Source organism: Microbacterium sp. LMI12-1-1.1, assembly GCF_040676455.1.
Lineage (GTDB): Bacteria > Actinomycetota > Actinomycetes > Actinomycetales > Microbacteriaceae > Microbacterium.
In genome coordinates this window covers 59,274-80,221 of record NZ_JBEGIA010000016.1, presented here as the reverse complement: position 1 = coordinate 80,221, position 20,948 = coordinate 59,274, and the positions used below count along the sequence as shown (strand labels likewise).

Genomic DNA, 20,948 nt, shown 5'->3' with positions numbered 1-20,948 from the left:
TTTGCATAGATTCGTCCGCGACGGAGATCCCGCACGGCGAACGGAGCCCTGAGTCAGGGGAGCGGAGAAGCGATCGTGAGCGAGAGCACCACGTGGTCGGGAATGCAGTTCGGCATCTTCACGGTGAGCGACATCACCCAGGACCCGACCGACGGCACCACGCCCAGTGAGGCCGAGAGGATCCGGGCGACCATCGAGATCGCCAAGCACGCCGAGGAGGTGGGCCTGGATGTCTTCGCCCTCGGCGAGCACCACAACCCGCCGTTCTGGTCGTCGTCGCCCACCACGACGCTCGCGTACATCGCCGCGCAGACCGAGCGGCTCATCCTGTCGACCGCGACGACGCTCATCACCACGAACGACCCGGTGAAGATCGCCGAGGACTACGCGATGCTGCAGCACGTGTCGGGCGGGCGGACCGACCTCATGATCGGGCGCGGCAACACCGGCCCGGTGTATCCGTGGTTCGGCAAGGACATCCGCCAGGGCCTGCCGCTCGCGATCGAGAACTACAACCTGCTGCACCGCCTGTGGCGTGAGGACGTCGTGGACTGGGAGGGTCAGTTCCGCACGCCCCTGCAGGGCTTCACGTCGACCCCGCGTCCGCTCGACGGCGTGGCGCCGTTCGTGTGGCACGGCTCGATCCGCACCCCCGAGATCGCGGAGCAGGCGGCCTACTACGGCGACGGCTTCTTCGCGAACAACATCTTCTGGCCGAAGGAGCACTACCAGCGCCTGATCCAGCTGTACCGCCAGCGCTACGCGCACTACGGTCACGGCACGCCCGAGCAGGCGATCGTGGGCCTCGGCGGCCAGGTGTTCATGGCGGCGAAGTCGCAGGACGCGGTGACGCAGTTCCGCCCGTACTTCGACAACGCGCCGGTCTACGGCCACGGCCCGTCGCTCGAGGACTTCAGCGAGATGACGCCCCTCACGGTGGGCTCGCCCCAGCAGGTGATCGATCGCTACGCCGCCATGCGCGACACGTACGGCGACTACCAGCGCCAGCTCTTCCTCATGGACCACGCCGGCCTGCCGCTGAAGACGGTGCTCGAGCAGCTCGACATCCTGGGCGGTGAGGTCGTCCCGGTGCTCCGCAAGGAGCTGCAGAAGAACCGCGCGCCGGAGGTCCCGGATGCCCCGACCCACGCGAACCTCGTGGCCGCGGCCTATGGCGACCAGGCGCCGCGCCAGGCGGTGCCCGGAGCGAACCGTGGCGACAACCTCGTGGGAACCAGCCCGTACCAGGACAGCCCGGCGCCCGCGGGCGCCGCGTTCGGCCTCGGCCGGAAGGAGGCGTGACATGACCGCGCGTCGCATCGCCGTCATCTCGGCAGGCCTGTCGAACCCGTCCTCGACGCGCATGCTCGCCGACCGGCTCGCCGCCGCGACGACGAAGCAGCTGTCGGAGCGGGGCATCGAGATCGAGGTCGACGTCTTCGAGCTGCGCGACTACGCGCACGACATCACGAACAACCTCCTGACGGGGTTCGCTCCGCCCGCCCTGGAGTCCGTGATCAACGCGGTCGTCTCGGCCGACGCGGTCATCGCGGTCACGCCGATCTTCTCCACGAGCTACTCGGGGCTGTTCAAGTCCTTCATCGACGTGCTCGACCCCGATGCCCTCACCGGCAAGCCCGTGCTGATCGGCGCGAACGCGGGCACCGCCCGCCACTCGCTCGCGATCGACTACGCGATCCGGCCGCTGTTCACGTACCTGCACGCCGAGCCGGTCTCGACCGGCGTGTTCGCCGCGTCGAGCGACTGGGGTGCGTCGGCCGACAACATCGCGCCGCTCGCAGAGCGGATCGACCGCGGTGCGCGCGAGCTCGCCGATGCGATCGCGCGGCGGGAGCCGGCGACCGACTCGGATCCGTTCGATCCCGCCAACTACCTGGGCGAGGGCCGCTCGTTCGGCCACCTGCTGGGCGGTCTGGCGGGGGAGTAGCCCCGCGAACCCTCAGTCCAGCACGATGTCCTCCGGTGCGCGGAGGGGGCGCCACGCGTCCTCTCCGCGCACCGCGGTGCCGGCACGCCCGACCTGGCGCATCACGTCGGCGTCGACGAGCTCTCCGAGATCGACACCGGTGAGCGTCTCGATGTCGGAGATCGGCACCTGGAACGTGCGGAAGGCACCCAGCGAGGGCACGGCGAGGGCTCCCTGCGTCACGTCGATGAGCTCCGACTGGTCCAGCAGGAAGCCCGCCGCCGCAAGGCGCGGCGATGGCCCTCCCTCCTGTGTCGCCCACGCGGCGACCTTGAAGAAGCGGCGCGGGATGCGGATGCCGCGATACGGCGGGTCGTCGTCGGCGAGGACCGGGGCCGTGAAGACGCTCAGCCGCTCGTCGGTCGTGTCGGCGAACTCCAGCACATGGTCCTCGAGACCCAGCCACAGCTCCTTCGACTGATTGAACCCGCTCGCCTGCGGGGCCGCGTTGGGATAGACGAAGGTGGCCTCCATCGCCTCGCGCGCCTGCACGGTCGTGCCCCATCCCGGATCCCGGCGACGCACCAGGTGCCCGCGATCGAGGTCGTTCGACGCGTAGACGGCGGGGCCGGCCTGCTCCGCCGCGGGTGCCCGGGCATCCAGCTGCCATTCGCCCGTGCGTGGCAGGTCGCGCAGCGAAGAGCCGTCGATGTTCACCGCCGTCACCACGGCGAGCCGCCGCTGCGGCTCGAGCAGGATCGTGAACCGCGGGTAGGTGAGGAGGCGCACCTCACGCGCCGCCGACGGGCGCGGGAGGGGGAGCGGGATGCCGAGGAACCGCTCATCGTATGCGTCAAAGGTCTCGTCTGCCACGAGTCCATCCTGGCTGGTCGCGCCGACGGTCGACGCGCGAGCCGATGGCACGGCCGCCGCGCAGGCGACGCGCGAGCACCGCGTCGATGCCGATGCCGACGCCCACCGCCACCACCACCGAGACGACCACGGCGACCACCGGCCCGCCGGGCAGCAGCGTCGCCACCGCCGCGCCGATGAGCGCCTGATACAGCGCCCACAGGGATGCCGCCAGCGCATCGACGGCCAGGTACCGCGCGGCGCCGATCCGGGTCGCCCCCGCGGCGAGGTTGACCGCGAGACGGGCGAACGGGATGAAGCGCGCGGTGAACAGCACGAGCGCCGTCCGCTGCTCGAGGCGCGCCTGCGCCCACGTCAGCGCGGCACGCACCCGCGGTGCCCGCATCCAGCGCCACCGGTCGAGCCCGATCGTGCGCCCGACGAGATAGCAGGCGGCGTCCCCGGCGATCGCGGCGACGGTCGCGACCGCGATGACCGCGCCCAGGGGCGGCTCCCCGCCGGACACCGAGAGGGCGCCGAACGCCGTCACCGCCGCCTCGCCCGGGATCACCACGAGGAACGCGTCGCCCAGAACCAGCGTGAACAGCACGACGAGTGCCCACGGACTCCGCGCGACCTCGATCAGCAGCTCCTCGACCACGTCTCCTTGGTACTCCGCCGCGGTGAACGGCGACGGAACGGGGCACGTCCGGTGGCGTGCCGAGGTGCATCGGGTGAACACTTCCGTGCGCGCGCCGGTTCGCGGCATCCGCCCCGTTCCACCCGGTCACCCTGGAGGCGTGAGAGTCGCACTGCTCGCCGAGTCGTTCCTGCCCCACATGAACGGGGTGACGGGTTCGGTGCTCCATGTCCTCCGTCATCTCGCCGCCGAAGGCCACGAGACCCTCGTCATCGCGCCGCGCGCCGGCGAGATCACCACCGACCTCCACGGCGCCCGCACCGAGCTGCTGCGGTCGACGCCGCTGCCGTCGTACCCGGAGGTGCGCATCGTCTTCGCCCGGGCCGCGCGCCTGACGGCGATCCTCCGCGAGTTCCGGCCCGACGTCGTGCACCTGGCGTCGCCGTTCGTGCTGGGCTGGCAGGGCCTCGCCGCCGCCGACGCGCTGCGCGTGCCGGCCGTCGCGGTCTATCAGACCGACGTCGTCGCGTACGCGGAGAAGTACGGGATGCCGCAGGCTGCGGCCCTCGTCGGCCGCCACGTCGCGCGGCTGCACCGGCGCGCCACACTCACGCTGGCTCCGTCGACAGCGTCTCTGCAGCAGCTCGAAGCTCTCGGCGTCGACAGGCTGCGCCGATGGGGCCGGGGCGTCGACACCGCCCGCTTCGGCCCGGAGCGGCGGAGCGACACGTGGCGCGCGCGCGTCGCCCCGGGCCGCACGATCGTGGGCTACGTCGGCCGGCTCGCACCCGAGAAGCAGGTCGAAGACCTCGCCGCGCTCGCCGGCATCGACGGCACGCGCCTGGTGATCGTCGGCGACGGGCCCGCGCGCCCCGCGCTCGAGCGGGCGCTGCCCGATGCCGTGTTCACCGGTCACCTCACCGGCAGCGCGCTCGCCGAGGCACTGGCGAGCTTCGACGTGTTCGTGCATCCGGGGGAGAGCGAGACGTTCGGCCAGACGATCCAGGAGGCTCTCGCCAGCGGCGTGCCCGTCGTGGCGACCGGGATCGGCGGGCCCGTCGACCTGGTGCGATCGAGCGTCGACGGCTGGCTGTACCGCCCCGGCGATCTGCGTGACCTCCGCGCCCGCGTCGCCGACCTCGCCGGCGACGCGGGCAAGCGCCGTGCCTTCGCGGTGGCGGCCCGCGATTCGGTGCGCGACCGCTCGTGGGATGCCCTGTGCCGTCAGCTCGTCGGGCACTACGAGGACGCACGGATGCTGCGCCCCCTCGACGACGCACAGCGCCGGCGTGCCGGCATCCGTCCATCGTCGCCCGCCGCCGTGGCCGCGGTCCGGCCGCGCTGGTCGCGTTACGTCGCCCTCGGCGACTCGCTCACCGAAGGACTCTGCGACACCTCCCGTATGCCGGCGGGGCAGTACCGCGGCTGGGCGGATCGCCTGGCGCAGCTGCTCGCGCACGAGGCGACCGGCACGGCGCCGTTCCGCTACGCGAACCTCGCCGTGCGCAGTCGCCGGGTGCGCCACCTCACGGCCGAGCAGCTTCCGCAGGCGCTGTCGCTGCGCCCCGACCTCGTGTCGATCCTGATGGGCGCCAATGATCTCGTCGGCCGGCGCGTCGACATCACCCGGCTCGCGGCGGAGCTCGAGGCGTCCGTCCGCACGCTGCGGGACGCCGGTATCGACGTCCTCCTCGTCACACCGTTCCTTCCACGCCGACGCGCGGCGGTCCTGTTCGAGCGCAGGTTCGCCGCGTTCGCCTCCGAGCTGCGGCGGATCGCCGCGGGCACCGGCGCCCTGCTCCTCGACCTCGACGCGATCCCCGCCATCGGCGACCTCGAGCTCTGGGCGTCCGACCGGGTGCACCTGCGTTCGCGAGGACACCGGTTCCTGGCCTATCGCGCGGCCGAGACCCTCGGCGTCCGCGATGCCGAGGCGCTCGGCGGACTCGACGCCGCCCTCCACGCCGACGACGACCCGGTCGCACAGGGGACGTGGCTGAGCCGCGACGTCCTGCCCTGGGCATGGCGCCGTCTGAGGGGACGCACGGCGGGCGACGGCGTCGCGCCGAAGCACAGCGCGTACGTCGTCATCGGCGGGGGCGGCGAGGTGCGCTCCCGCAGCCGGACCACGTGACCCGCTCCGGGGCTCCCGGAGCGGCGCCGACGCGGCTCCTGCGGTGTCAGGCGCCGTCGCGCCAGGCGTACTCCGACTCGGGCCGGCCCGGGGTGCCGTAGCGCGGCGAACGGCTCACCCGGCCGGCCTCGACCAGGTGCTCGAGGTAGCGGCGTGCCGCGACGCGCGACATCCCGAGCCGCGCGGCGGACTCCCCGGCCGACACCGGTCCGTGCTCCCGCACATCGGCCGTCACCTTCGCGAGCGTGTCGCCCGCGAGTCCCTTGGGAAGGGCCACGGGCAGCGCGGGACGGAATGCGCCGAGCAGCGCGTCGATCTCCGACTGCGTCGGCGACCCCGCCGCCTCCGCCGCCCGCTGGCGATACTCGCGGTACTGCTCGAGGCGCTCGCGGAAGACGCCGAACGTGAACGGCTTGACCAGGTACTGCGAGACCCCCAGGCTGACCATCTGGCGCACCACGTCGGCATCGCGGACGCCGGTGACCGCGATGACGTCGACATCGGACGCCCGCGCGCGGATCTGTCGCAGGACGTCGAGTCCGGTGCCGTCCGGCATCGTGACGTCGAGGAGCACGAGATCGATGTCTGCGGCTCGGCCGAGGATGGCCGCCACGGCCGCCCGCGCACCCGTGCACTCCGCGGCCACGCGGAACCCGTCGAGCCGCTCCACATAGGTGCGGTGCAGCTCGAGCGTCAGCGCGTCGTCGTCGACGAGCAGCACCCCGATCACGGCCGCCTCGCGGGCAGCACGGCCGTGAAGGTGGTCGGCGCGGCGTCGATCGAGATGCTCCCGCCCGCGTCCTCGACGATCGACCGCACGAGCGCCAGGCCGACGCCACGCCCGTCCGCGCCCGCGGGCTTGGTCGAGAACCCGTGCTCGAACACCCGCTCCCGCAGATCGTCCGGGATGCCGGAGCCGCTGTCGGTCACGACGATCCGGAGCCCGCCCGGCAGGGCCGGCTCGAAGGCGATGCGCACCCAGCGCGGCGGCTCGCCCGAGGCCGCGGCATCCAGCGCGTTGTCGATGAGGTTGCCGACCACCGAGACGGCGTCCACGGGCGAGAGCACGCTGCGCGGGGCGGCGGGGTCGATCTCGGCACTCCACTCGACGCCGTGCTCGCGAGCCTGCGCCGCCTTGCCCAGGAGCAGCGCGCCCACCGTCGGGTCGCCGTCGCGGCGCGCGGCGACCTGGTCGACCAGCGCCTGACTCTGGCGGGACGTCTCGGTGAGGATCTCGATCGCCTCGCGGGTGCGGCCGAGCTCGAGCAGCGACACGGCGGTGTGCATGCGGTTGCCGTGCTCGTGCGTCTGCGCCCGGAGCGCCTCGCCCAGGGTGCGCATCGACTCGTATGAGGCGACGGCGTCGCGGATGCTGCCGGCCGGCAGATCCCCCGCCAGCCGGCGCGTGGTGCGCCGGGCGAGGAGGGCGCCCGCGAGGCCCGCCACGAGCACCGCGAGCACGATCACGATGACGAACGGAAGCCGGGGGAGGAGGTCGGAGGCGATGCTGCCCACAGTCCGGCCCACCGACACCCAGCCGACGACGACGCCGCCCACTTCGACCGGCACGATCGTCCGCACCGACGGGCCGAGCGTGCCCGCGAACTCCTCGGTCAGCGGCACGGGCTCCGTCGGGATCGTTCCGAGATACGTGCGCCCGATCTCGGCGGGATCGCGGTGGGTGACGCGGATGCCGTCGGGCGTCATGATCGTGACGAAGTCCACGCCGGCGCCGGCCATGATGCCCTCCGCGAACGGCTGGAGGACGGCGGTGGCGTCGCCGGCGGCGAGAGCGTCCGCCACGGACGGTGCGACGGCGATCGACGTCGCGACCCCGCGCGTCACCTCCTCTGCCTCCGCCCGGGCGGAGCGCTGCGCATCGAGGACGAGGAGCACCGCGAGCAGCGCGACGAGGACGGCGACGGCGGCCGCCACGGCGACGAAGACCAGCGACGCCGCGCTGACACGGCGAGCGTCTGCGCGCATGCGACCTCCTCGTGGCTGTGCTCGCTCCATCCTCCCCCGCCGGCGTCGATCGCGGGCCCGCGATTCCGCGACCAATACGACCACAACTCAGCGCACCTACCGGCGACGCGCACGCTGGGCACAACGTCGGACCCGCATCCGGTTCCGGCGGCTCGGACAACGACTGTTCACACAGGAGGCGATGATGGCTCTTTCGACCCGGACGACTTCGTTCACCCTTCCCGGCTTCAACTGGCGCCGTGGCAAGCAGGCATGGGACAAGCACACGTGGCTCTATGTCGCGGTGATCGCCGCGGTGGTGCTGGGTGCGGCGGTGGGGCTTCTCTGGCCCGAGGTGGGACAGGCGATGCGGCCCCTCGGCGTCGCGTTCGTCAGCCTCATCAAGATGATGATCGCGCCGATCATCTTCTGCACGATCGTCGTGGGCGTCGGCTCGATCGCGAAGGCCGCGACGGTCGGCAAGATCGGCGGGCTCGCCCTCCTGTACTTCATGGTGATGTCCACGTTCGCGCTCGCGATCGGCCTCGTCGTCGGCAACCTCCTGCATCCCGGCGAGGGCCTCAACATGGCGACCGCGACCTATGAGGCTACGGCCGAGGCCAAGACGACCGAGCAGTTCCTCCTCGGCATCATCCCCACGACATTCTTCTCCGCCTTCACGGGGGAGAGCGTCCTCCAGGTGCTGTTCATCGCCCTGCTCGTCGGCTTCGCGCTCCAGCAGATGGGCGCCAAGGGGCAGCCGATCATGAACGCGGTGAAGCACCTGCAGGCGCTGGTCTTCCGCATCCTGGGCATGATCCTCTGGCTGGCGCCGATCGGCGCGTTCGGCGCGATCGCCGCCGTCGTCGGCGACACCGGCATCGCGGCGATCTGGAGCCTGGGCCTGCTCATGGTCGCGTTCTACATCACCTGCATCGTGTTCATCGTCGGGATCCTCGGCACGCTGCTGTACGCGGTGACCCGGGTGAGCATCTTCAGCCTCATCAAGTACCTCGCCCGCGAGTACCTCCTCATCGTGGGAACGTCGTCTTCGGAGTCGGCGCTGCCGCGCCTGATCGCGAAGATGGAGCACCTGGGCGTCTCCAAGCCCGTCGTCGGCATCACCGTGCCCACCGGGTACTCCTTCAACCTCGACGGCACGGCGATCTACCTCACGATGGCGTCGCTGTTCATCGCCAGCGGCATGGGCGCGCCGATGTCGATCGGCGAGCAGATCGGCCTGCTGGTGTTCATGATCATCGCGTCGAAGGGTGCCGCCGGCGTCACCGGCGCAGGTCTGGCGACTCTGGCCGGTGGCCTTCAGGCCTACCGCCCCGACCTCGTCAACGGCGTCGGCGTCATCGTCGGAATCGACCGGTTCATGTCGGAGGGCCGCGCTCTCACGAACTTCACCGGGAACGCGGTGGCGACGGTGCTGATCGGCTCGTGGACGAAGGAGTTCGACGCCTCGCGCGCCCGGCGGGTGCTCGCCGGCGAGCTGCCGTTCGACGAGGCCACGCTGTCGGGCAGCGACCACGACGGGATGTCGGAGTCGCCGGATGCCGTGGGCGTCCAGGGCCTTGAGGAGGCCGCCGTCGTGGAGGCGGAGGCCAAGGAGCAGCGCGCGCGGGATCGTGCCGCGCAGCTCACGCGCTGACCCGGAGACCTCCGCGCCCTCGTGCCACGGCACCGGGGCGCGGAGTTCTGCGTCGGCAGGCTAGGCGCGCCTTTCGCGGTGCGACCGGTTCACCCCGCCGGGTGACGGCGAAGGCGCTTGAGGATGTCGCCGTGGTGGATGGTGCGGCGTGACAGCACGGCGGCGGCGAAGAAGCAGAGGGCACCGATCGCGGTGCCGAGGTTCGTCCACCTCAGGCTGACGAGATCGCCCGTGGCCGGCACCACATAGGCCGCGACCGCGGACACGCCGAACGCGATCGACCCGAGCATGTTGAGGCCGGTGCCGTGCCAGGTGCGGGCATCGCGATCCCACAGGCGCTCCCGACCGCGGGTGGCCTCGATCGCCAGGAAACTCGACACCAGGAACGCGACCGACCCCCAGGCGTCGGGGCGCCATCCGACGCCGACCGCGTCGGGACGGGCTATCGCGGCGAGCAGTGCGACGAGCGTCGAGGCGTTGAACAGCAGCGTCCCGGCGAACTGGATGGCGGCGGACCACCAGTCCGCGCGGTCGGGCCGGTTCGTGCGTCCTCTCGGCGGACGGCGTCCACTGAGAAGCAGCTGGATCAGCGCCGCGACGGTGAAGAACACGGAGCCGACGAAGAACGTGACGTTGGTCCACACCGTGCCCGCCCAGTCCGCATACAGCGGCAGCGCTCCCGCGAAGAAGCACAGCGAGCCGATCGCGAAGCCCCATGCCTCCCGGCGGAGCCGCCGCACCCTGTCGGGCGCGACGCCCGCGACGTCATCTGCCACGGCTGCGGCGTCCTCCTGGTGCGGGGAGCCGTCGCTCACGCGTCGGGATCGAGCTCGCCGGACTCGACGGCCGACTCCCGCTCCTCCAGATCGAGCTCGTCGACCTGCTTCTCGACCGATTCCATCGGGTCGAGGGTCGCCGGTGGCAGCTCGAACTCGGCGTCGTCGTCGAGCGGCACATCGCGCTCGTCGTCGGGGATCCGCTCACGGAAGTCGCTCATGCCGGCCTTCGATCGTCAGCCGCTCTTGCGGCGGAACTCGCGCTTGGTCACAGCCCCGTGGGTCCCGTGAACGGCCGAGTCTCCGTCGAGGTGGGACTCTCCTTCGCGGTGCTGCGCATTCTTCTTGTCGAGTGCTTCCTTGAACTTGCGCTTCATCTCATCGGATGCCGCGCCCGCCGGCTTCTCGTCGGTGCTCATGACCCCCACCCTACGCACGCCCGGCGACGATGTCATTCGGAGTTTCCCCGCGGCCCGCCGACGGTGAGGCCGGGACGGGCACCACTGATAGGATCGGACAGGCTGCCCTCGGGCATCCGCTCAATTCAATATGAGCTCACGGAGCAGGCCGGCAGCTAGCTGGTCCCCTGTGGTGGTCTCCTCGTCGCACCGGCGCCGGGTGGATTTCTACTGGTGGCCAGTGCTGGCGCGAATCGCGGCGATCGCCGCGCGCCGAGATCTGCCTGTTCCTGCTCCTTCGCACAAGCTCGTGCGCGAAACGCGCGTGCGAGCCTAAACAAAGAAGGAGAGACCTCTTGGAAGGTCCTGAAATCACCGCCGCGGAAGCCGTTCTCGACAACGGCCGCTTCGGCACCCGTACCGTCCGGTTCGAGACCGGACGTCTCGCGCAGCAGGCGCAGGGCGCGGTCGCCGCCTACCTCGACGAGGAGACGATGCTCCTCTCGGCCACGAGCGCGAGCAAGCAGCCCCGCGAGGGCTTCGACTTCTTCCCGCTGACCGTCGACGTCGAAGAGCGCTCGTACGCCGCGGGCAAGATCCCCGGTTCGTTCTTCCGCCGCGAGGGTCGCCCCTCGACCGAGGCGATCCTGGTGTGCCGTCTCATCGACCGCCCGCTGCGCCCGTCGTTCGTCGACGGCCTCCGCAACGAGGTGCAGATCGTCGTGACCGTGCTCTCGATCGCGCCGGGCGAGTTCTACGACGCGCTCGCGATCAACGCGGCCTCGCTGTCGACCCAGATCTCGGGTCTGCCGTTCTCGGGCCCGATCGCCGGTGTGCGCCTCGCGCTCATCCCCGGCCACGGCGAGAACGCCGACCAGTGGATCGCCTTCCCGACCGTGACGCAGCTCGAGGACGCCGTCTTCGACCTCATCGTCGCCGGTCGCGTCATCACCGATGCCGATGGCAACGAGGACGTCGCGATCATGATGGTCGAGGCCGAGGCCACCGAGGGTTCGTGGAACCTCATCAAGGGCGGCGCGACCAAGCCGAACGAGCAGGTCGTGGCCGAGGGCCTCGAGGCCTCGAAGCCCTTCATCAAGCAGCTCGTCGCCGCGCAGAACGTCGTCGCCAACACGGCTGCCAAGGAGATCAAGGAATTCCCGGTCTTCCTGCCCTACAGCCAGGAGACGTACGACTTCGTCGCGGGTCGGGCCTACGACCGTCTCGTGCCGATCTACCAGATCGCCGAGAAGCAGGAGCGTCAGAACGCCGACGACGCGCTCAAGGACGAGGTCAAGGGACAGCTGCTCGCGGCCGTCGAGGCCGGGGAGCTCCCCGCCGTCGCGACGCTCGAGTTCTCGGCCGCCTACAAGTCGGTGACCAAGAAGATCGTCCGCGGTCGCATCCTCGCGGAGGGTGTCCGCATGGACGGCCGCGGCCTCGCCGACATCCGTCCGCTCGACGCCGAGGTGCAGGTCATCCCGCGTGTCCACGGCTCGGCGATCTTCCAGCGCGGCGAGACCCAGATCCTGGGCGTCACCACGCTGAACATGCTCAAGATGGAGCAGCAGATCGACTCGCTGTCGCCCGTCACGCACAAGCGCTACATGCACCACTACAACTTCCCGCCCTACTCGACCGGTGAGACCGGCCGCGTCGGTTCGCCGAAGCGTCGCGAGATCGGGCACGGCTTCCTCGCCGAGCGCGCGCTCGTGCCGGTGCTGCCCAGCCGCGAGGAGTTCCCGTACGCGATCCGTCAGGTGTCCGAGGCTCTCGGCTCCAACGGCTCGACGTCGATGGGCTCGGTGTGCGCGTCCACGCTGTCGCTGCTGAACGCGGGTGTGCCGCTGCGCGCTCCCGTCGCAGGCATCGCGATGGGTCTCGTGTCGGACGAGGTCGACGGACAGACGCGCTACGCCGCGCTGACCGACATCCTCGGCGCCGAGGACGCCCTGGGTGACATGGACTTCAAGGTGGCCGGCACCAGCGAGTTCGTCACGGCGATCCAGCTCGACACGAAGCTCGACGGCATCCCGTCGTCGGTGCTGACCGCCGCGCTGCAGCAGGCCCGCGAGGCCCGCCTGACGATCCTCGGTGTGCTCAACGCCGCGATCGACGGTCCGGACGAGATGGCGCCCACGGCGCCGCGCGTCATCAGCGTGCAGATCCCGGTCGACAAGATCGGCGAGCTGATCGGCCCGAAGGGCAAGACGATCAACGCGATCCAGGACGAGACCGGCGCGCAGATCTCCATCGAGGAGGACGGCACCGTCTACATCGGCGCGACCGACGGCCCGTCGGCCGAGGCCGCCCGTGCCCAGGTCAACGCGATCGCCAACCCCACCAACCCGGAGGTCGGCGAGCAGTTCCTCGGAACGGTCGTGAAGATCGCGACGTTCGGCGCGTTCATCTCGCTCCTGCCCGGCAAGGACGGCCTGCTGCACGTCAGCGAGGTCCGCAAGCTCGCCGGCGGCAAGCGCGTGGAGAACGTCGAGGACGTGCTCAACGTCGGTCAGAAGCTCCTCGTGAAGATCACGAAGATCGACGACCGCGGCAAGCTCTCGCTCGAGCCGGTGCTCGAAGAGGCGGCCGACCAGGAAGGCCGCGCTGCGGCCAGCGAAGGCCCCGAGGGTCCCGCCGAAGGCTGAACGGCAGCGCTGCAGGGCTCGCGCCCCCACTGACCGCGTTCAGCGGGCGTGAAAGCCGCAGGTTCACGGATGCCCGTCCCTCGTCCGAGGGGCGGGCATCCGTCGTCCGGTCTGCAGATCGCTCAATCTGTCCCCCGAAAGGGGGACAAATCGGCAAGGACCCGGGGTTCGTGATGAAAGCGTTATGTAATGTTTATCGACAGTTCGCCTCAGTGACCGGCGTGCTGTCCGGACTGTCCTAGCCTGTGAGTACGCGCCGGGGGGCGCGCGCACAGTGATCACGAAGCCCCGAGGGGCAGTCGTGAGGGGGTGGGACATGGCTTACTTCGGCGTTGACTCGACGCTCCCACCGGCGAGCCCGGATGCCGCGACCACCGCTCCCACGCCGCAGAGCGGCAGCGCACGCGGTCCGCACCCGTCCGCCCCGATCCCCGTCCAGGGCCCTTCGGTGGGCAGCAATGTCCGCGTCGCACTCGGGGAGAGCGGCGCCGACGTGTTCCCCCTGATCCTCGGCGCCGCCGAATTCGGGTGGAACGTCGACCTGGAGTCGAGCCATGCGATCCTCGACGCCTACGTCGAGCTGGGCGGCAATGCGGTGCACACCGCCGACAGCTACTCCAGCGGCCGCAGCGAGCACATCATCGGCCAGTGGCTGCAGTCGCGCGGCCTGCGCGACGACATCGTGCTCGCGGTCCGCGTCGGCGGCCACGCCGACAACCCCGGGCTCGGGCCGGTCAACCTGGTGCGGGCCGTCGAGGCCTCGCTGACGCGGCTGCGCACCGACCGCATCGACGTGCTCTACCTCGATGCGACGACCGACCCGGGATCCTCTCTCGAAGACACGCTCGCGACGGCGGAATGGCTCGTCGAGGCCGGCAAGGTCCGGGCGCTGGGCGCCATCGGATACAGCGCGGCGCAGCTCGTCGAGGCGCGCATCTTCGCGTCGGCGGGCTATCCGCGCATCACGGTGCTGGACGTCCCCTTCAACGTGCTGCGCCGCCACGAGTTCGATGCCGACCTGCGCCTCGTCGCGGGTGCGCAGGGGATGGCCGTGACGCCGTCCCACGCTCTCGAGCACGGGTTCCTGGCGGGCCGGCAGCGGTCGAAGCTGCGGGGCGCCCTGTCGGTGCGCGGCGCGCAGCTGGCAGCGAACCTGAATCGTCGCGGCAGCCGGACGCTCCGTGCGCTCGACGCCGTCGGTGCCGAGCTCGGCGTGCCCGACGCCGCGGTGGCCATGGCGTGGCTGCTCGCGCAGAAGCTCGTCGTCGCGCCGATCGTGAACGCGTACGCGCCGCAGCACGTCGAAGAGCTCGTGCAGGGCGTCGGCGTCCGGCTCAGCCGGGCCCAGCTGTCCGATATCGCGCGCGCCTCGGAGTAGGGCCGAACGCTCCCAGAGCGGGGGCGACGCGCCCCTCCACAGCCTCGCGGGCGGCGTCTATGGGGTGTCGTAGTGTGGAGGAAGTGCCTTCCCCGGCACGTGACCCCCGACGGAGTGAGCTGCGTGACGCACTACATCTACCTCGTGCGGCACGGCGAACACCAGGATGCCGAGCACGGACTGATCGACGGGCCACTGTCCCCTCGCGGGCGCCGGCAGGCGGCGCTGCTCGCGGATCGACTCTCGGGGGTTCCGTTCGACGCGGTGTGGCACTCGCCGCTCGAGCGGGCGAGCCAGACCGCACGGGCGGTGGCCGAGCGCATGCCCTCGCTGTCCCCCGAGCCGTCGGCGCTGCTATTCGACTGCGTGCCCACCGGCATGACCGACGAGACGCCGGCGGCCTTCGAGCCGTTCTTCGGCTCGGTCACCGAGGCCGAGGTCGAGGCCGGACGCGCACAGATGGCCGATGCGACGAGCGAGTTCCTCGCCCGCAAGCGCGGCGAGGTGCACGAGCTGCTCATCACGCACAACTTCGTGATCGCGTGGTTCGTCCGAGAGGTGCTGCAGGCGCCGGACTGGCGGTGGATGACGCTGAACCAGGCGCACTGCGGCCTGACCGTGATCGCGCAGAAGCAGGGGCGCCCGTGGACGCTCCTGTCGCACAACGACATGGCGCACCTGCCCGTCGAGCTGCGCACCGGCCTTCCCGAGGTCTACCCGGTCTGACGCGGCCCACGACCGGCCTGCGCTCAGAGCGCCTTGCCGTACCAGCGGGAGGCGTTGGGGTTGTCGTTGTAGGGCTCGATGGCCTCGAAGCCGGTGCGCGCGTAGAGGGCGCCGGCCGCCTCGAGCGAGTGGTGGGTGTCGAGCACGAGCTCGGCCGCCCCGAACTCGCGGGCTCGCCGCTCCAGGTCCTCGACGATGAGGCGCCCCCAGCCGCGGCCGCGCGTGGACGGGCGGAGGTAGAGGTGCTTGAGCTCGTAGCGGGTGCCGAGCGGCCCCTCCGCGATGAGACGGATGCCGCCGCAGCCCTGGGCGACGCCCTCGTCGTCGTCGAGCACGACGAAGACGCCTGCGGGCGGCATGAACGCCGCCGGATCGGGGAAGGTGGTGCGATACGAGACGCCCTGGACCGCGAACCCTTCGGTGCGGATCTGGAAGTACTCGGCCAGGAGTGCGTGTGCATCGGGTGCGTCGACGGGGGAGGAGCGCAGTTTCACCACCCCTCCAGGGTAGGCGTCGGCGCGGCTGCCGCCCGCCAGGAGTGGTGTCCGGGCGCCGCCTAGGATGGATCCATGACGACACGCGTGGCCATCGTCGGCGGCACCGGGAAGCTGGGCGCGATCATCCGCGACGCGGTCGAGGCCGAGCCCGGGTTCGAGGTCGCGGGCGTCCTGTCGTCGCGCTCCGAGCTGTCCGAGCTCGACGGCGCCGATCTGGTGGTCGACGCCTCGACGCCGGCGGTGTCGATCGATGTCGTGCGTGCGGCGATCGAGCGCGGCATCAACGTGCTCGTGGGCACCTCCGGGTGGTCCGCCGAGCGCATCGCTCTCGTGCGCCCGCTCGTCGAGGCGGCGGGCACCGGCGCGGTCTTCATCCCCAACTTCTCGATCGGCTCGGTGCTGGGCTCCGCCCTCGCGGCGGCCGCGGCGCCCTTCTTCCCCTCGATCGAGATCGTCGAGGCGCACCGCGAGACCAAGATCGACTCGCCGAGCGGCACCGCTGTGCGCACCGCCGAGCTCATCGCGTCCGCCCGTGAGACGGTGGGCCCGGTCGAGTCGCCCCACGTCGACCAGCGCGCCCGCGGACAGCAGGTCGCCAGCGTGCCGATCCACTCGCTGCGCCGCCCCGGAGTCGTCGCCCGCCAGGAGACGATCCTGTCGGGAGCCGGCGAGTCCCTCACGATCGTGCACGACACCGTCGAGCCCGCGCAGGCGTACGGTCCCGGCATCCGTCTCGCCCTCGCGGCGGCGCGCGACGCCACCGGAGTCATCATCGGACTCGACAGCCTGATCGACATCGGCATCGGCGGTCGCGCGGCACCCGCCGACGGGCGACCCGTCGACGAGGGTGGGGTGCCCGGCCAGGTCGCCCGCGCGACCGGCGCATGAGCGCTCGCATCGGCGTCGTCGTCATGGCGGCGCTGCTCGCGCTGTACATCGTGCTCGTCGGGCAGCGCGCGTGGCTGCTGATCGCGAGCGGCGATCCGATCGGCATCGCGATGGGCATCGCCCTCGTCGTCCTCCCGGTCATCGCCGCCTGGGCGCTCGGCCGCGAGCTGTGGTTCGGCGTCCGTGCGCAGCAGCTCGGCCGGCGGCTGGAGGCTGAGGGAGGGCTGCCGGCCGACGAGGTCGCGGTGCGCCCGAGCGGCCGCGTCCTGCGCGAGGACGGGGATGCCGTGTTCCCCGCGTACCGCGCGGAGGCCGAGGCCCACCCCGACGACTGGCGGGCCTGGTACCGGCTCGGCCTCGCCTACGATGCCGCCGGCGACCGGCGGCGTGCGCGCGAGGCGGTGCGGACCGCGATCCGCCTCGAGACCGGCGACCGTCCCCGCTGATCGGCGCCGTCGGCCGGTCGCAGCGAGCCGGCGCGCGGGATCAGGATGCGGCGGGCACGGCGGCGGCGACCGCGTCCTCGACGGTCGGATGCGAGAACTCGAAGCCCGACAGCAGTAGCGCGGAGGGCACGACGTGCGCGTCCGAGGTGAGGAGCGCCTCGGTGGCGTCGGGGCCGAGCACGAGTCTCATGCCCCAGACCGGCGCGCGCAGCAGGAACGGGCGGTTCATCCGCACGGCGAGGGCGAATCCGAGATCGTCGGCCGTGGCGCGCGTGGGGCCGGCGAGGTTGACCGGACCGGTGAGGCGGGCGTCGATGACGTGGCGGATGGCGCCAACCTCGTCGTCGAGCGAGATCCACGGCCACACCTGCGTGCCTCGGCCGATGGGCCCGGCGACGCCGAGCCGGGTGAGGAGCAGCAGGGGTTTCAGCACGCCGCGCGGGTGCACGATCGGTGCGGTGCGGACGACGGCAACCCCGGCATCCGGCCCGGCGTCGAACGCCGCGGCCTCCCATTCGCCGCACAGGTCGGCGAGGAACGACTCGCCGCGCGGTGCGTCTTCCGGGAGCCGCGCGCCCGGCCGGGAGCCGTAGTAGCCGACGGCCGACCCCGACACGAAGTGAGGGGCGTCCGTTCCCAGTTCCCGCACCGCGCGGGCGAGGGCGCGGGTCGGTACGATGCGCGACCAGAGCAGCGTGTTCTTGTACTTCGCGGTCCAGGGGAATCGCCCGATGCTCGCGCCGCTGAGCCCGACGACGGCGTCCGCGCCCGCGAGCACGGCGGGATCGAGCGGCTCGGCCGTCGTCAGCCACTCGACCTCGTCGGCGGTCTCGGGCGGACGGCGCACGAGCGTCGTCACCGTGTATCCATCGGCGCGGAGGCTCTCGACGAGCGCCCCGCCGACGAGCCCTGACGCCCCCGCGACGACGATCCGCCGACCGCCCCCGGCGGGCGGACGGCCTTCAGGCAAGCGTCGCCTCGAGGGTGATCTCGATCCCGGCGAGGGCCTGCGACACCGGGCATCCGCTCTTCGCGCTCTGCGCGATGCGCTCGAAGTCCTCGGGTTCGAGGCCCGGCACCACGGCGTTGACGTTGAGGTGGCTGCCGGTGATGCCGGTGCCCGGCTTGAAGGTCACCGAGGCGGTGGTGTCGATCGATTCCGGGGGAGTGCCGTTCTCGGCGAGCGCGAGCGAGAGCGCCATGCTGAAGCACGACGAGTGTGCCGCGGCGATGAGCTCCTCGGGGGTCGTGACCGAGGTCGAGCCTTCGCTGCGCGCCTTCCAGTTGACGGGGTAGGTGCCCAGGCCCGACGACACCAGGCTGACCTCCCCGGACCCGTCGAACAGTGCGCCCTTCCAGGCGGTGGTGGCTTCGCTGGTGACGGTCATGTGGGGCCTCCTCGCTCGCTCGGCGCCCGCGTGGTGGGCGTCTCGCGTCAGCCTAACCGCGACGGATGCCGTGCCGCGACGGTTCGGCCGCGACGGCGTCTCGTCAGGCCGAGGCCGGGCGGGCGCGACCGACGATTCCGGCGCGCTGCAGCAGCAGATACAGCTGGCAGCCCAGGCACAGTCCGAAGACGGCGTTGAGGAAAGCGGCGACGAAGGCGGCCGCGGCGGCGATGGTGAGAGCCCACGGCACGCCGAGCAGGTGCAGCGCGAGCCCGATGACCGACACGAACAGACCGACGCCCTGTGCGAAGCGCGGCGGGCGCGGGTCCTCGAGTTCCGTCGGAGGCGCCAGGCGCGGCGCGACGACGGTGCGGTACAGCGCGCCCCAGGGCGCAGTGCGGGGTGAGAGGACTCCCCAGAGGAACAGCAGGGCGATCACGAGCAGGAGGAGGAACGCCGGGTCCAGGAATCGCTGCGCCGGAGACGCGAACGTGATGAGCCAGGCAGGATGTCCCGCGACGAAGGCGAAGTCGACGGACCCGACGAAGCCGAAGGGGAGGGTGTCGCCGAGCTGCGCCGTCGACAGTCCCGTCAGCCCGAGGAAGACGTCGATCAGCAGCAGCAACGCGGTGATGCCCGCGACGAAACGCGGACCGCGCGGGTCGATGCCGCGCTGCGATCGCCGTCCGGCGGCGGCATCCGTTCGCTCAGACATTCGCGTCCTCGGAGATCAGCCGGTTGAGCTCCAGTTCGAGCACGTCGCGGCTCGGGGCGCCGCCGAAGCGCGTCTGCACGACCCCGTCGCGGTCGAGCACGAGCGTCGTCGGCGTCTGCAGCACGTGGAAGTGCTTGGCGATGTCGGGGCGGTGCGTCAGATCGACGTCGAGGTGCCGCACTCCCGGATGGCCGTCCGCGATGTCGGCGAGTGTCCGATGCACACCGGGGCAGCGCGCGCACATCTCGGTGCTGAACTGCAGGAGCGTCGCGACTTCGCCGAGCCCGTCTGCGCCTAGCCGGGCGGGCTCGATGACCTCGTGTGCGACGTTGTGACGTGCTCGAGGCTGACGCCACTTCACGAACACGCCGATCGCCACGGTCGCCGCGAGGAGGGCGGCGAGGGCGATGAGGGCTCCGACCAGGGTCACAGCAGATCAGGCTAACCCCTTTCGCCTGCGTACGGGCCGAATGCACCGATATGTCGCCTCCGCCGTAACACGACCGTCGCGTGAGCCCGTCGCGGCGCGGCCCCGACCCGCGCGGCGCGGGCCGCGGGTATCGTGGCAGCCGTGACGACGCCGATCCCGACCCCGTACGAGGACCTGCTGCGAGACGTGCTCGAGAACGGCACGCACAAGGACGACCGCACCGGCACCGGCACCACCAGTGCCTTCGGACGCCAGATCCGGTTCGACCTCTCCCAGGGCTTCCCCCTCATCACCACCAAGCGCGTGCACTTCAAGTCGATCGCGTACGAACTGCTGTGGTTCCTGCGCGGCGAGTCGAATGTGGCCTGGCTGCAGGAGAACGGCGTCACCATCTGGGACGAGTGGGCGGATGCCGACGGCGAGCTCGGCCCGGTCTACGGCGTGCAGTGGCGTTCGTGGCCGACGCCGTCCGGGGAGCAGATCGATCAGATCGCGCTCGTGCTCGATCAGATCCGTGCGAACCCGGACTCCCGGCGCCTGATCGTCTCGGCATGGAATCCCGCCGACATCCCCGACATGGCTCTGGCACCCTGCCACGCGCTGTTCCAGTTCTATGTGGCCGACGGCAGGCTGTCGTGTCAGCTCTACCAGCGCAGCGCCGACCTGTTCCTCGGTGTTCCCTTCAACATCGCCTCGTACGCGCTGCTGACCCTCATGGTGGCCCAGCAGGCGGGCCTCGAGCCCGGCGACTTCGTCTGGACCGGCGGCGACTGCCACATCTACGACAACCACCTCGAGCAGGTGCGCGAGCAGCTGACCCGCGAGCCGTACCCGTACCCGACGCTGCGCATCGCCCGCACCCCCGCCTCGATCCTCGACTACCGCTACGACGACTTCGTGCTCGAGGACTATCAGCACCACCCTGCGATCCGCGGCGCCGTCGCGGTATGACCTCTTCGATCGGCCTCATCTGGGCCGAGGCGCACGACGGCGTCATCGGCGCGCAAGGCGGCATGCCGTGGCACGTCCCTGAAGACCTGGCGCACTTCAAAGCCCTCACGCTCGGTGCGCCGGTCGTCATGGGACGCCGCACGTGGGAGTCGTTCCCGGCGCGATTCCGCCCGTTGCCGGGCCGGCGCAACATCGTCATCACCCGCCAGGAGGAGTGGGCTGACACCGGCGCCGAGCGGGCCGGCTCGCTCGAGGCCGCTCTCGCCGTGGCCGCCGAAGGCCGACCGGAGCGGATCTGGGTGATCGGCGGTGGGCGGCTGTTCCGCGAGGCGATCGATCTCGCCGATCTCCTGGAGGTCACGGAGCTCGATCTCGAGGTGCCTGGCGACACCCACGCACCGGATCGGCGCGGCTGGCGGACGACATCGGTCGACCCGGCCGAGGGGTGGCACACCTCGCGCACCGGCATCCGCTACCGCTTCCTGCGGCTGGTGCCGGAGCATGAGCGCGCCGCTCGCCCGCCCCAATAAGC

The 20,948-nt window shown here is 71.4% G+C and carries 23 protein-coding genes; 11 read left to right on the top strand and 12 right to left on the bottom strand.

All coding sequences use genetic code 11. The annotated features are described in order from the left end of the window. Window positions 1-102 precede the first annotated feature (102 nt). The gene (locus MRBLMI12_RS18490; protein WP_349429116.1) at window positions 103-1,302 is read left to right on the top strand and encodes an LLM class flavin-dependent oxidoreductase; all 1,200 of its coding nucleotides are present in this window, start codon (window positions 103-105) and stop codon (window positions 1,300-1,302) included. A 1-nt stretch (window position 1,303) separates the two neighbouring features. Further along, window positions 1,304-1,948, top strand: a complete 645-nt coding sequence (locus MRBLMI12_RS18485) for an FMN reductase (protein WP_363357710.1) — start codon at window positions 1,304-1,306, stop codon at window positions 1,946-1,948. A gap of 12 nt (window positions 1,949-1,960) precedes the next feature. Here the strand turns inward: MRBLMI12_RS18485 and MRBLMI12_RS18480 are convergent, their stop codons facing one another. Together MRBLMI12_RS18480 and MRBLMI12_RS18475 are read right to left on the bottom strand one after the other, a co-directional pair. Further along, the gene (locus tag MRBLMI12_RS18480; RefSeq protein ID WP_363357709.1) at window positions 1,961-2,800 is read right to left on the bottom strand and encodes a DNA/RNA non-specific endonuclease; all 840 of its coding nucleotides are present in this window, start codon (window positions 2,798-2,800) and stop codon (window positions 1,961-1,963) included. After that, on the bottom strand, window positions 2,781-3,440 hold the full coding sequence (locus MRBLMI12_RS18475; protein ID WP_363357708.1) for a DedA family protein: 660 nt from the start codon (window positions 3,438-3,440) through the stop codon (window positions 2,781-2,783). The genes MRBLMI12_RS18480 and MRBLMI12_RS18475 overlap by 20 nt, the downstream gene beginning before the upstream one ends. A gap of 139 nt (window positions 3,441-3,579) precedes the next feature. Between MRBLMI12_RS18475 and MRBLMI12_RS18470 the strand changes: the two genes are divergently transcribed. Further along, entirely contained in the window at window positions 3,580-5,553 is a 1,974-nt protein-coding gene (locus MRBLMI12_RS18470) for a glycosyltransferase (protein ID WP_363357707.1), read from the top strand. Window positions 5,554-5,599: 46 nt separating this feature from the next. Here the strand turns inward: MRBLMI12_RS18470 and MRBLMI12_RS18465 are convergent, their stop codons facing one another. Further along, entirely contained in the window at window positions 5,600-6,283 is a 684-nt protein-coding gene (locus MRBLMI12_RS18465) for a response regulator (protein ID WP_363357706.1), read from the bottom strand. Continuing rightward, entirely contained in the window at window positions 6,280-7,539 is a 1,260-nt protein-coding gene (locus MRBLMI12_RS18460) for a sensor histidine kinase (RefSeq protein WP_363357705.1), read from the bottom strand. Before MRBLMI12_RS18460 ends, MRBLMI12_RS18465 begins: the two co-directional genes overlap by 4 nt. A gap of 184 nt (window positions 7,540-7,723) precedes the next feature. Here MRBLMI12_RS18460 and MRBLMI12_RS18455 point away from each other — a divergent pair, with 184 nt between their 5' ends. After that, window positions 7,724-9,175: a cation:dicarboxylate symporter family transporter gene (locus tag MRBLMI12_RS18455; protein WP_363357704.1), complete on the top strand. Its 1,452-nt coding sequence runs from the start codon at window positions 7,724-7,726 to the stop codon at window positions 9,173-9,175. An 89-nt stretch (window positions 9,176-9,264) separates the two neighbouring features. On the opposite strand, the gene MRBLMI12_RS18450 is transcribed toward MRBLMI12_RS18455, so the two are convergent. Genes MRBLMI12_RS18450 through MRBLMI12_RS18440 form a run of 3 tightly spaced genes read right to left on the bottom strand, consistent with a single transcriptional unit; the run spans window position 9,265 to window position 10,370 of the window. Then, window positions 9,265-9,951, bottom strand: coding sequence for a YrhK family protein (locus MRBLMI12_RS18450; protein ID WP_363357703.1), 687 nt, complete (start codon window positions 9,949-9,951; stop codon window positions 9,265-9,267). A 35-nt stretch (window positions 9,952-9,986) separates the two neighbouring features. Further along, the gene (locus MRBLMI12_RS18445) at window positions 9,987-10,172 is read right to left on the bottom strand and encodes a hypothetical protein (RefSeq protein ID WP_363357702.1); all 186 of its coding nucleotides are present in this window, start codon (window positions 10,170-10,172) and stop codon (window positions 9,987-9,989) included. Window positions 10,173-10,187: 15 nt separating this feature from the next. Next, window positions 10,188-10,370, bottom strand: a complete 183-nt coding sequence (locus MRBLMI12_RS18440) for a DUF5302 domain-containing protein (protein ID WP_308869768.1) — start codon at window positions 10,368-10,370, stop codon at window positions 10,188-10,190. A 335-nt stretch (window positions 10,371-10,705) separates the two neighbouring features. Between MRBLMI12_RS18440 and MRBLMI12_RS18435 the strand changes: the two genes are divergently transcribed. The 3 genes from MRBLMI12_RS18435 (at window position 10,706) to MRBLMI12_RS18425 (ending at window position 15,101) form a co-directional block, all read left to right on the top strand. Beyond that, window positions 10,706-12,997 carry a polyribonucleotide nucleotidyltransferase gene (locus tag MRBLMI12_RS18435; protein WP_349427043.1) on the top strand — a complete coding sequence of 764 codons (2,292 nt, stop codon included), beginning with the start codon at window positions 10,706-10,708 and terminating at the stop codon, window positions 12,995-12,997. 316 nt (window positions 12,998-13,313) lie between these two features. Beyond that, window positions 13,314-14,375, top strand: a complete 1,062-nt coding sequence (locus MRBLMI12_RS18430; RefSeq protein ID WP_363357701.1) for an aldo/keto reductase — start codon at window positions 13,314-13,316, stop codon at window positions 14,373-14,375. Between the two features lie 123 nt (window positions 14,376-14,498). Further along, complete coding sequence (locus MRBLMI12_RS18425; protein ID WP_349427045.1) at window positions 14,499-15,101, top strand: histidine phosphatase family protein; 603 nt, start codon at window positions 14,499-14,501, stop codon at window positions 15,099-15,101. Between the two features lie 23 nt (window positions 15,102-15,124). Here the strand turns inward: MRBLMI12_RS18425 and MRBLMI12_RS18420 are convergent, their stop codons facing one another. Then, window positions 15,125-15,598, bottom strand: a complete 474-nt coding sequence (locus MRBLMI12_RS18420; RefSeq protein WP_349427046.1) for a GNAT family N-acetyltransferase — start codon at window positions 15,596-15,598, stop codon at window positions 15,125-15,127. Between the two features lie 72 nt (window positions 15,599-15,670). Between MRBLMI12_RS18420 and dapB the strand changes: the two genes are divergently transcribed. Both dapB and MRBLMI12_RS18410 read left to right on the top strand, forming a co-directional pair. Next, entirely contained in the window at window positions 15,671-16,486 is an 816-nt protein-coding gene (gene dapB, locus MRBLMI12_RS18415; protein WP_363357700.1) for a 4-hydroxy-tetrahydrodipicolinate reductase, read from the top strand. Continuing rightward, complete coding sequence (locus MRBLMI12_RS18410) at window positions 16,483-16,932, top strand: tetratricopeptide repeat protein (protein ID WP_363357699.1); 450 nt, start codon at window positions 16,483-16,485, stop codon at window positions 16,930-16,932. Before dapB ends, MRBLMI12_RS18410 begins: the two co-directional genes overlap by 4 nt. Before the next feature lie 40 nt (window positions 16,933-16,972). Here the strand turns inward: MRBLMI12_RS18410 and MRBLMI12_RS18405 are convergent, their stop codons facing one another. From MRBLMI12_RS18405 to MRBLMI12_RS18390, 4 genes are all read right to left on the bottom strand, one after another. After that, the gene (locus MRBLMI12_RS18405) at window positions 16,973-17,902 is read right to left on the bottom strand and encodes a TIGR01777 family oxidoreductase (protein ID WP_363357698.1); all 930 of its coding nucleotides are present in this window, start codon (window positions 17,900-17,902) and stop codon (window positions 16,973-16,975) included. Further along, window positions 17,895-18,320: an OsmC family protein gene (locus tag MRBLMI12_RS18400; protein WP_363357697.1), complete on the bottom strand. Its 426-nt coding sequence runs from the start codon at window positions 18,318-18,320 to the stop codon at window positions 17,895-17,897. Before MRBLMI12_RS18400 ends, MRBLMI12_RS18405 begins: the two co-directional genes overlap by 8 nt. A gap of 103 nt (window positions 18,321-18,423) precedes the next feature. After that, window positions 18,424-19,035, bottom strand: coding sequence for a DUF4395 domain-containing protein (locus tag MRBLMI12_RS18395; RefSeq protein WP_363357696.1), 612 nt, complete (start codon window positions 19,033-19,035; stop codon window positions 18,424-18,426). Continuing rightward, on the bottom strand, window positions 19,028-19,465 hold the full coding sequence (locus MRBLMI12_RS18390; RefSeq protein WP_349427053.1) for a TlpA family protein disulfide reductase: 438 nt from the start codon (window positions 19,463-19,465) through the stop codon (window positions 19,028-19,030). The genes MRBLMI12_RS18395 and MRBLMI12_RS18390 overlap by 8 nt, the downstream gene beginning before the upstream one ends. A gap of 141 nt (window positions 19,466-19,606) precedes the next feature. Between MRBLMI12_RS18390 and MRBLMI12_RS18385 the strand changes: the two genes are divergently transcribed. Both MRBLMI12_RS18385 and MRBLMI12_RS18380 read left to right on the top strand, forming a co-directional pair. Then, window positions 19,607-20,416: a thymidylate synthase gene (locus MRBLMI12_RS18385; RefSeq protein ID WP_363357695.1), complete on the top strand. Its 810-nt coding sequence runs from the start codon at window positions 19,607-19,609 to the stop codon at window positions 20,414-20,416. Continuing rightward, the gene (locus tag MRBLMI12_RS18380; protein WP_363357694.1) at window positions 20,413-20,946 is read left to right on the top strand and encodes a dihydrofolate reductase; all 534 of its coding nucleotides are present in this window, start codon (window positions 20,413-20,415) and stop codon (window positions 20,944-20,946) included. The genes MRBLMI12_RS18385 and MRBLMI12_RS18380 overlap by 4 nt, the downstream gene beginning before the upstream one ends. Window positions 20,947-20,948 lie beyond the last annotated feature (2 nt).